At 73.8% G+C, this 10809-nt stretch carries 7 protein-coding genes; 5 read left to right on the top strand and 2 right to left on the bottom strand.

What is annotated here, in order from left to right:
* Positions 1 to 43: 43 nt before the first annotated feature.
* On the bottom strand, positions 44 to 1207 hold the full coding sequence (locus AB0883_RS27205) for an ROK family protein (protein ID WP_366644171.1): 1164 nt from the start codon (positions 1205 to 1207) through the stop codon (positions 44 to 46).
* Between the two features lie 415 nt (positions 1208 to 1622).
* On the opposite strand from AB0883_RS27205, the gene AB0883_RS27210 reads away from it, so the two are divergent.
* Positions 1623 to 4319, top strand: a complete 2697-nt coding sequence (locus AB0883_RS27210) for a PIG-L family deacetylase (RefSeq protein WP_366644172.1) — start codon at positions 1623 to 1625, stop codon at positions 4317 to 4319.
* Between the two features lie 102 nt (positions 4320 to 4421).
* Here AB0883_RS27210 and AB0883_RS27215 read toward each other — a convergent pair whose 3' ends face one another.
* The gene (locus tag AB0883_RS27215) at positions 4422 to 5183 is read right to left on the bottom strand and encodes a sulfite exporter TauE/SafE family protein (protein WP_366644173.1); all 762 of its coding nucleotides are present in this window, start codon (positions 5181 to 5183) and stop codon (positions 4422 to 4424) included.
* Between the two features lie 239 nt (positions 5184 to 5422).
* Here AB0883_RS27215 and AB0883_RS27220 point away from each other — a divergent pair, with 239 nt between their 5' ends.
* The 4 genes from AB0883_RS27220 to AB0883_RS27235 form a co-directional block, all read left to right on the top strand.
* Entirely contained in the window at positions 5423 to 5794 is a 372-nt protein-coding gene (locus AB0883_RS27220) for a sterol-binding protein (RefSeq protein ID WP_366644174.1), read from the top strand.
* Complete coding sequence (locus AB0883_RS27225) at positions 5787 to 7868, top strand: glycogen debranching N-terminal domain-containing protein (protein WP_366644175.1); 2082 nt, start codon at positions 5787 to 5789, stop codon at positions 7866 to 7868. Before AB0883_RS27220 ends, AB0883_RS27225 begins: the two co-directional genes overlap by 8 nt.
* Positions 7869 to 7879: 11 nt before the next feature.
* Positions 7880 to 8482: a cysteine hydrolase gene (locus AB0883_RS27230; protein ID WP_366644176.1), complete on the top strand. Its 603-nt coding sequence runs from the start codon at positions 7880 to 7882 to the stop codon at positions 8480 to 8482.
* 155 nt (positions 8483 to 8637) lie between these two features.
* Positions 8638 to 10809: amino acid adenylation domain-containing protein (locus AB0883_RS27235; protein WP_366644177.1), on the top strand; the 2172-nt coding region annotated here is incomplete at its 3' end.

Below are 10809 nucleotides of genomic sequence, written 5' to 3' on the forward strand. Positions count from 1 at the left end.
CCTCCGAGGGTGTGGGGAGAACTGCGGTGTGCGTGGTGTGTGGTCAAGGGGTCGGCAGCAGGGTGGGCATGCCGGCGGCAGCGGCGGAGAGGGCGTAGCTGACCGCCCCGTGCAGCACCGCCCGGTCGCCGAGCACGGCCCGGCGCACCTCGGTGGCGCTCGGTGCGGCGGTGGCGACCAGCGCCTGGAGCCGGTCGACGGCGGCGTCGTCGAGGTGGGCGGCCGCCCCGCTGAGCAGCACCCGCCCGGGGTCGACGACGCAGACGCACGAGACGATGAGCCGCGACCAGGCCGCGAGCACGTCGTCCAGGTAGGCGGCGGCCCGGTCGTCGATGGCCGCCAGCGCGACCAGGTCGGCCACGGGCGAGTCGGGCCGCCGCCCGGGAGCCAGTGCCACCATCCGCTCGGCGATGGCGTTCTCCGACCAGCGGGCCTCGAACGGGCCGATCCCGTCGTGGCCCCGGTCGGTCGGGTCCAGCGGCAGGAAACCGACCTCGCCGGCGGCCCCGCCGGCACCCCGGCGGACCTGCCCGTCGAGCACCAGGCCGGCGCCGATGCCGTCGGCCACGTGCAGCAGCAGCAGGTCGGCGACGTCGCTGCCCGCGCCGACCGCGTGCTCGCCGGCCGCCATCAGGTTCACGTCGTTGTCCACCACCACCGGCACCCCGAGCCGCCGTTGCACCGACTCCCCCACCGGCCGCCCCTCGACGAGGCCGACCGAAGGGGCCAGACGCACGGCGCCGCCGGTGGAGACGCCGGGCGCGGCGATGGCCACCCCCCGCAGCGCCGGCAGCCCGTCGCCGGCCAGCTCGGGCACCGAGCGGCAGATGGTGTCGACGATGTCGCCGGCGAGCCGGACCGCGCGGTGGGCGATGACGGCGCCGTCGCTGTCGGCGATCTCGCAGCTGATCCGGGACGGCTCCAGAGAGACGGCGGCGACCAGTTCCGCCCGGGGATTGAACTCCAGCATCGCCCGCGGGCGGCCGGTGCGGGAGGTCCCGGGGCCGCGCTCGATGAGGTACCCCTCGGCGATCAACTCGCGCACGAGCGGGGTGAGCGTGGCGGGGCTCAGCCCGGTGAGCTCGGTCAGCTCGGCGCGGGAGAGCACCCGCACCTGGCGGGCGGTGGAGATCACGGACAACCGCTTGATCTCCTTCGACCGCTCCCGGCTCACCGGGCTCGTTGGTGGCGTCACCACGTCTGTCACACTTCCTTCCTACGGCGAACGAACTATCGAGTCAAGTAACGAAACCGTCTCGTTACCTTGCGGCCTCCTTCGTGAGCAGCAGAAACGCCCTTCCTGCGGGCCTCGCCGAGGCCGCCGGACGGGCGAGCTCACCGCCAGCGACACCTTGCCTGGCCGGGAGTTAGTTTCTTTCGCAAATGAAGAAAGACCTTGCAAAGCATTGACGGGCCATCGCGCCGGTCCTAGCGTCACCGGGCGAAGGCCTTCCAGTGTGTACGGACCCCCGTGCCGCTGCGCACCTGAGGTGACGCCGGCGCTCCCTCTGCCCGGCGCCCCTGCCCCGCCCTCTCACCGTCCGACCGCGACCCCACGTCGACGCCCCGCGTCCGACGTCGCCGGCCGCTGCGCGGACCTCGCGTCACGCGAAAGGATCTGCATGCGTCTCAAGGCGTTCCTGCTACCCACGGCGCTCGCCCTGGCCCTGTCCGGGACACCGGCCGTGGCCCTCGCCGCCCCCTCCGACGCCCGGCCGACCGACGCCGTCGACCTGGACGTCCTCTTCGTCAGCGCACACCCCGACGACGAGGCCGGCAGCCTCGCCACCCTCGGCCAGTGGAAGGAGAAGCACGGCGCCAAGGCCGGCGTCGTCACCATCACCCGCGGCGAGGGCGGCGGCAACGCCGTCGGCCTGGAGGAGGGCCCACCGCTGGGCATCATCCGCGAGCGCGAGGAGCGCACCGCGATCGGCCGCGCCGGGGTGGAGAACCTGTACAACCTCGACCGCGTCGACTTCTGGTACACCGCGTCCGCGCCCCTGTCCGAGCAGATCTGGGGGCACGACGACACCCTGGCCCAGATCGTCCGGGTGATCCGGCAGACCCGGCCCGAGATCGTCATGACGATGAACCCGTCGCCCACGCCCGGCAACCACGGCAACCACCAGCAGGCCGCCCGCTTCGCCGCCGAGGCGTTCCACGCCGCCGCCGACCCGAGCGCATTCCCCGAGCAGGTCACCAAGGAGGGGCTCAAGCCGTTCCGGGCGGCGAAGTTCCTGCGTACCGGCGGCACCGGCAGCTCGTCGACCGGGCCGCAGTGCGCCACCGGCTTCGTGCCGGCCGTCCCGACCGACCAGGTGTTCGGCGTCTGGGAGGGCGCGCGCAGCGCCAGCGGCAAGACCTGGGCCGAGGTCGAGGTCGACGCCCGCCGGGACTACGTGACCCAGGGCTGGGCCAACACCGCCGCCGCCCCCACCGACCCCGCGAAGATCCGCTGCGACTTCTACACCCTGGTCGACAGCCGCGTCCCGTACGACCCGGCGGACACCTCCCCCGAGGCGATCCTGCGCGGCTCGGTGCTGCCCCCGGCGGCCGGTGGGCTGCCCGGCGGCACCGAGCTCTACCTGACCGCCGACCGGTTCGACCTCGCCCCCGGGCAGAGCGTCGAGGTCACCGCGCACGTGCGGGCGCCCCGCAACCGAGCACTCACCTCGCCCCGGGTCTCCCTGCGGCTGCCGCAGGGCTGGACCGCCAGCGGTTCCGGTGCGGTGCGCGGCGCCGTACCGGCCGGCAAGGAGCGGACCGCCACCTTCACCGTGACCGTTCCCGCCGGCGCCGACACCAACGAGCAGCACCTCATCGGTGCGTCCCTGACCACCGGGCAGGGCACCGGCCGCACGGACCGCGCGGTCCGGGTGGTCGCCGACGTGCGCGGCACCCTGGAGCCGCTGCCCGAGGTGGGGCTGTTCCGCAGCTGGGCCGGCGACAGCGGCTACCCGCAGCTGGACACCCTGATCAAGCCGGTGCTGACCATCGGCTCCGGCAAGAGCCGGACGGTCCGGGTCGACCTGCGCAACCACGGCGAGACCGCCCAGAGCGGCACGGTCGCCCTCGGCCTACCGGCCGGCTTCACCGCCGACGCGGCGACGAAGAGCTACGCCGCCCTGGCGCCGGGCGCGACGGGGGCGGTCACCTTCACCGTCACCAACAGCGACGCCAGCCTGCCGACCGCCAACGAGGGTGGCGACGGCGGCGACTACGGGATCACCATCACCACCACCAGCGCCGCCGGCAGCACCGTGGAGACCGGCGCCCTGGAGATCGTGCCGACCAGCGAGGTGCCGCACGCCGGGCACGACCACGCCGTCGACGGAATGGCCTCCCCCGGCGAGTACCCCGGCGAGAAGCTGGACCTGTCCCGCATCTGGGAGGGACAGGCGACCACCCCGCAGGACGCCTCGGCCACCGGCCGGATCGCCTTCACCGAGGACGCGCTCGTCGTGTTCGTGCAGGTCACCGACGACGTGCTCGGCAAGAAGGTGGTGCCGCAGGACTGCAAGCGGCAGCGGCGCACCGACAGCGTGGAGATCATCGTCGACCCGAAGGGGAACTCGACGGACACCTCCACCGTGTTCAAGGCGGGCATCTTCCCGGTCACCGACGACCCCGCCAACGGCGACCCGCCGTGCTGGCAGCGCGACGCCGACAACCGGCAGGGACCGGGGGCCACGACCGCCCCGGGGATGACCGTCGTCAGCAAGGTCACCGCGCCGTACGCCGGCTACACCATCGAGGCGCGCATCCCGTTCGCGGTGCTGCCCGACGCCATCGACCCGGCGCGGATGGGCTTCAACGTGCTGGTGTACGACTCGGACACCCAGGACCTCAGCTCCCAGTCGCGGCTGGGCTGGTCCACCTTCACCGGCGTCCGGGCCGACCCGTACCGGTACGGCCTGGTCACCCTGCCCGGCCTCACCCCGGCCCAGCGGCAGCCCAGCGCCCCGGTCTTCCCGGACACCGCCGCCCGCAGCGTGCACAGCCCGCAGACCATCGCGCAGTCGGCGGTGGACGGCGTGGCTCCGGCCGCCGTCGCCCGCCTGCCCGAGCGGGCGCTGCGGCTGACCGGCCAGCGGCAGGTGGCCGGTGGCGTGCAGGTGACCGTCCGGGCCGACCGCGCCGGCACGGTGTACCTGCACACCGCCGACGGCGACCGGTCGCTCGGTGAGCGTACGGTGCAGGTGCGCTCCGGCCGCCCGGTGACCGTCCTGGTGCCGGCGACCGGTGGCACGCCCACCTCGGTCCTGGCCGCCTTCGAGGCCGGCGGTGCCGCGCTCGCCCGCCAGGTCCCGCTGACCTGACCGGTGCGGGACGGGCCCCTGTCATCCGCGCGGATGGCGGGGGCCCGTCCCGTCGTCGGGCCGGGTCTCCCCTGCGGTCGGTCGGGCGCGCGGCGGCGCGGTCTACAGGACGTTGCGCCCCAGCAGGATCAGCCCGAAGACCACCCCGAACGCGACGACCACCGCCCTGAGCGGGCCGCCGGGGAGTCTGCGGAGCAGCCGGGCACCGACGTAGCCGCCGACGACGGTGGCCGGGGCGAGGATCGCCACCCCCGCCCAGTTGACGGTGCCGAAGAGGACGAAGAGCACCACCGCCGTGAACGAGATGACGGCCGACAGCAGGTTCTTCAGGGCGATCGTCCTGGTGAGCGGTTCGTGCTGGATGAGCGCCAGGGCGGCGACCAGGACGATGCCGAACCCGGCCCCGATGTAGCCGCCGTAGACGCCGCCCAGGGCGACGGACAGCTGCAGGGCCGCCGGGTGTTCCCGCCCGTGCCGCAGGACGGAGCGCCGGGCCAGGCCGTCCAGCCGGCCCCGCAGACCGAGGGCGGCCGACGCGGCGATCACCAGGAACGGCACGATCGCGTCGAAGACGCGGCTCGGCGTCATCAGCAGCAGCACCGAGCCGACGACGCCACCGACGACCGCCGCGGGCAGGACGCGCCGGACGTCTCCGCGGGGCGGCAGGTCCCGGTACCCTCCGGCGACGCTCGCCACGTTGCCGGGAAAGACGGCGACGGTGCTGGTCAGCTTGGCGGTGAGCGGCGGTATGCCGGCGACGATCAGCGCCGAGAAGGCGATCAGGGATCCGCCGCCCGCGACCGCGTTGAAGGCACCCGTGGCGACACCGGCGGCGACGAGCAGCGTCGCCTGGATGGGATCCATCGGGTCCCAGGCTAGTGGCGATGCCGGGCGGCGGGGCGGGTGTCGGCCGGGCCGCCCGGCGCGCCCCGGTGTGGGCGATCCGGCCCCGGCGGGTGGCGGGGCGTTCCGGTCACAGCGGGCGTGGCCCGGCGGGCGGCGGAGGCCGGGCCCGCCGGCGGCCGAGTCGACGAAGTTCACCTCTTCCGGGTGAGGCGACCGCGGCCGTTCGGGGGAATGGTGGGCGGTGAGGAGGGGTCGCGATGGCGGATGCCACCCAGGATTTCTTCCACGGCCTGGCGCGCCGTGGGCACGACCGCCGGCTGAGGAGCATCGACGAGGGCAGCGTGCGCTTCGACATCAGCCGCGACGGCCGGACCGCACACTGGCTGGTCTCCATCGAGAAGGGCGACATCCGGGTCACCGAGGAGGCGACCGGCGGGGACGCGGTCGTCGAGGCGGACCGGGCGGTGTTCGACCGGATCGCCAGCGGGGAGGCGTACTTCCTGACCACCGTGCTGCGCGGTGAGGCGGCCGTGGCGGGCAGCCCCCGGCTCTTCGCGACCGTCCGGAAGCTGTTTCCGCCGCCGCCCACGTCCCGGTCGACGCGTCGCCCGGGAGGCGGCCATGGGTGACGACCAGGTGGGCATCCTGGACGGCACGACCTTCATGGTCTGTGACCGGGCCGGCGACATCGTCCCGTCGCCCGACACCCCGCTCGGCCTGTTCGCCCACGACACGCGCCTGCTGTCGAAGTGGGTGCTGACGATCGACGGGGAGCGGTTGAGCACCCTCGCCATCGACGACATCCACTACTTCGAGAACCGCTTCTACCTGGTCCCCGGCCACCAGGACGTCTACGTCAACAGCACGCTCTCGGTGCGGCGGGTGCACACGCTCGACGCCGGCCTGCACGAGGAGCTGAGCATCATCAACCACGACGGCCGGCCGGTCGACCTGACCGTCCGGGTCGAGGCGGACGCCGACTTCGCGGACGTCTTCGAGGTCAAGGACGCGACGGCGCGCAAGAAGGGCCGGCACTACCGGCGTGTCGACGACGGACGCCTCGTCCTCGGCTACGAGCGGGAGCGGTTCAGGCGGGAGACGATCATCTCCGCGACGACGCCGGCGGAGCTGGACGAGGACGGGCTGACGCTCACGGTCCACCTCGAACCGCACAGCACGTGGCGGACCAGGCTGACCGCCGAGCCGGACCTGCCGATGCCGCGAGGGCTGGAGCGGCTCACCATCCCGGGGCGGACGCGCACCCTCGACAAGGAGCGTCGGCTCAAGGACTGGCTGGCGGAGGCGCCCCGGCTGGAATCCGGCTTCGAGCCCCTGCGCGGCGCGTACCGGCGCAGCCTCATCGACCTGGCCGCGCTGCGGTTCAGCCCCTTCCTCGCCGAGGACCGGAGCGTGCCGGCCGCCGGCCTGCCCTGGTTCATGAGCCTGTTCGGCCGGGACAGCATCCTCACCAGCCTCCAGACGCTGCCGTTCGCGCCCGATCTCGCCGCCACCACCCTCAGGGTGCTCGCCTTCCGGCAGGGCAGCCGGGTCGACGACTTCCGCGAGGAGGAGCCCGGTCGGATCCTGCACGAGATGCGGTACGGGGAGATGAGCGTGTTCGAGGAGACCCCGCACACGCCCTACTTCGGCAGCGCCGACGCCACTCCCCTGTTCCTGGTGCTGCTCGACGAGTACGAACGCTGGACCGGCGACGCCGCGCTCGTCCGCTCGGTCGAGCAGGAGGCGCGGGCGGCGATCGACTGGATCGACCACTACGCCGACCTGACGGGCAGCGGCTACATCTCCTACGAGCGGCGCAACACCCGCAACGGCCTGGAGAACCAGTGCTGGAAGGACTCCTGGGACGGCATCTCGTACCAGGACGGGCGGCTGCCCGGCTTCCCCCGGGCGACCTGTGAGTTGCAGGGGTACGCGTACGACGCGAAGATGCGCACCGCGCGGCTCGCCCGCGTGATCTGGAACGACCCGGAGTACGCGGACCGGCTGGAACGACAGGCCGCCGACCTCAAGCAACGCTTCAACCGCGACTTCTGGGTCGCCGACGGCGAGTACATGGCCCTCGCGCTCGACGGCGACGGCCGCCAGGTGGACGCCCTGTCGTCCAACATCGGCCACCTGCTCTGGAGCGGCATCGTCGACGAGCCGAAGGCCGCCGCCCTGGCGCGGCACCTGATGTCGCCTGCGCTGTTCAGCGGCTGGGGGGTGCGCACGCTGGCCGAGACCGCGGGCCGCTACAACCCGATCGGGTACCACGTCGGGACGATCTGGCCGTTCGACAACTCGTTCATCGCCTGGGGCCTGCGCCGCTACGGCTACGCAGACGAGGCCGCCCGGATCGCCGCCGGGATCCTGGACGCGGCGGTCTTCTACGACGGCCGGCTGCCCGAGGCGTTCGCCGGCTACAGCCGGGCCGAGACCAAGTATCCGGTCAACTATCCCACCGCGTGCAGCCCGCAGGCCTGGTCGGCCGGGGCCACCCTGCTGCTGTTGCGCACGATGCTCGGGCTGCAACCGGTCGGCGAAGACCTCGTGATAAGGCCCGCTCTCCCCGCTAGTCTCGACTTCGTGGCGCTGCTCGACATTCCCGGGCGGTGGGGGCGCCTCGATGCTTACGGCAGAGGGCCGGCCAGCGCGGGCGCCCAGGGCTACCAGCCGGCGCCGCAGCAGCTCTCCGCCCCGTGACGGGAGGGACGATGCGAGAACTCGACCCGATGCGGACCGCGGTCGTCGCTGTGCACTGGCAGCACGACATCGTCAGCCCCGACGGGGTGTTCGGTCCGTTCTTCGCCGAGCAGGTGTCCCGGCACCGCGTCGCCTCGTACGCGGCGCAGGTCGCCACGGCGGTGCGCGCCAGTGGCGGCCTCGTCCTCTACACGCGGGTCGCCCATCGGCCCGGATACCCGGACCTCATCCCCAACACGCCCAGCTTCGCCATGGTCCGGGAGCGGCAGGCCCTCCTCGAAGGCGCACCGAAGGCCCGGATCATCGACGAGCTCGCGCCGGAGGCCGGCGACGTCGTCATCACCCACGTCCGGCTCACCGGCTTCTTCGGCACCGAACTCGACACGGTGCTGCGTCGCCGGGGCGTGGACACCATCCTGTTCACCGGCGTCGCCACCAACCTCTCCGTCACCGGCACCGTGTTCGAGGCGGTCAACCACGGCTACCGGCCGGTGGTGGTCTCCGACGCGTGCACCGCCGCGACCGACGAGACGCACCGGGCGAGCCTGGAGACGCTGGGGCAGCTCGGCGAGGTCGTCACCACCGCCGAGGCCGTCGACCGCCTGTCGAGGTGAGCCACCGGGCGGGCGACCCGTCGCTCCGCGCCCGGGCCGCTGCGGGCCCCGGCCCGGCGGGCGGCCGGCCAGCCCCGACAACGGCCCGGAGAGCCCCTAGCCCGGCCCGTTTCCATTGACGACGGGCGTGCCGCGCTGGCAGCATCCCGCGCATCATGATCAAGGAAAGCGGTTGGTCAGCGCACCCCGTCCCCGCCCGGTCGCCCGGCGAGCCCGCCGGGGGCGAACCACACCACGCGGACCTCGTCCATGAGGCGGTCGTCCGGCATCCCGCCGACGCGTTGGCGTTGGGTACGGACGACGCCCTCGTCACCTACGGGGAGCTGCGCGCACGCAGCAACCGGCTGGCCCGGCACCTGCGGGCCATCGGGGTAGGCCGAGGCGACCTCGTCGCCGTCCTGCTGCCGCGCGGTGTCGACGGGATCGTCAGCGTGCTGGCGGCGCTCACCGCCGGCGCCGCGTACCTGCCCATCGACGCCGGTTACCCGCCGCAGCGGGTCCGGCACATGCTCACCGACTCCCGGTCGCGGGTGCTCGTCACCGTACGGCCGCTGGTCCGGGCGGACCTGGTGCCGCCCGGCACCCCGGTCGTCCTGCTCGACGACGACCGGGCCGCGCTCGCCGCGTACCCCGACCGACCGCCGGCCGTGCCGATCGGCCCGGGCGACCTCGCCTACGTGATCTACACCTCCGGGTCCACCGGCCTGCCGAAGGGGGTCATGGTCGAGCACGGCTCGCTGCGCGGGCTGGCCCGGTGGCGCGCCGACGCGGAGCGCCTCGGTCCCGACGACCGCTGCCTGCACCTGTTCTCCCCCGGCTTCGACGCGTCGGTGTGGGACATCTGGGCGCCGCTGGTGGCCGGCGCCAGCCTCTGGATGCCCGACGACGAGACCCGGGTCGACCCCGACCGGCTGGTGGACTGGCTCGCCGCGCACGCGATCACCTCGGCGACGCTGCCCACCCCGCTCGCCGAGGCCGTGCTGACCCGGCCGACGCCGCCCGCCGGGGCACTGCGCATCCTCGGCGCCGGGGGCCAGCAGCTGCTGGCCCGCCCCCGCCCCGAGCACACGTTCACCACCGTCAACCTCTACGGACCCACCGAGGCCACCGTGCTGGCCATGAGCGGGGAGGTGGCGGTCGAGGGCGACGGCCCGCCGTCACTCGGGCGTCCGGCGGCGGGCGCCGCCATCCGGCTGCTCACCGACGACCTGCGCCCGGTGCCCGCCGGCAGCCTCGGCGAGGTGTTCATCGGCGGGCCGGGCGTGGCCCGGGGGTACCACGACCGTCCGGCCCTGACCGCCGAACGCTTTCCGCCCGACCCGTACGGGCCGCCGGGCAGCCGCCTCTACCGCACGGGCGACCTGGCGCGCCAGCTACCGGACGGCACCTACCACTTCGCCGGGCGGGTCGACGACCAGGTGAAGCTGCACGGCCACCGGATCGAGCTGGGCGAGATCGAGAGCGTGCTGCTGCGTCATCCGGGCGTGCGGGCCGCCGCGGTCCGTCTGCACGAGGGCACGGCCGGTCCCCGGCTCGTCGGGTACGTCGTGCCCGAGGCCGGTCCGGACGACGCGACGCTGGCCGAGCACGCGGCACGCTACCTGCCCGCGACCATGGTTCCCGGCGCGTGGGTCCGCCTCGCCGGCCTACCGCTCACCCCGCACGGCAAGCTGGACCGGGCCGCGCTGCCCGCACCGGCGGAGCGGGTCAGCGAGCCGCCCCGCGACGACCTGGAGCGGCAGGTGGCGCAGGTGTGGGCGGAGGTGCTCGGCCAGTCGCCGGGCCGGGACGACAACTTCTTCTCCCTGGGCGGGCACTCGCTGCGGGCCACGATGGTCGCCGTCCGGTTGCGCGACCGGTTCGGGCTGCCGGTCTCCGCGGCGATCGTGTTCGAGGCGCAGACCGTGGCCGCGATGGCCGACCGGCTACGGGCCGAGGTGGCGGCGGATCGGACGACCGTCGGCGGCGAGCACGATCCGGTCGTGTCCGGCGCCGGGGAACCGAGCGAGGCGGCTCCGGTCCTCGCCCCGCCGGGTGGCGAGACCTCGTCGCCGGGCAGGGTCCTGTCCTTCGCGCAGCAACGCCTGTGGTTCCTGCACACCCTCGACCCGAAATCCACCGCCTACAACACCCAGACCGCCTGGCACATCGACGGCGAACTCGACCTCGACCACCTCGACACCGCCATCACCGAGATCATCCGCCGACACGAAGTCCTGCGCACCACCTTCACCGAACACAACGGCATCCCCGTCCAGATCGCCCACCCCCCGACCACTCACCACAGCACCCGCCACGACCTCACCCACATCCAGCCGGACCACCAC

The sequence above is a fragment of the Micromonospora sp. NPDC047812 genome (genome assembly GCF_040704175.1).
In the GTDB taxonomy this organism is placed as follows: Bacteria; Actinomycetota; Actinomycetes; order Mycobacteriales; family Micromonosporaceae; genus Micromonospora.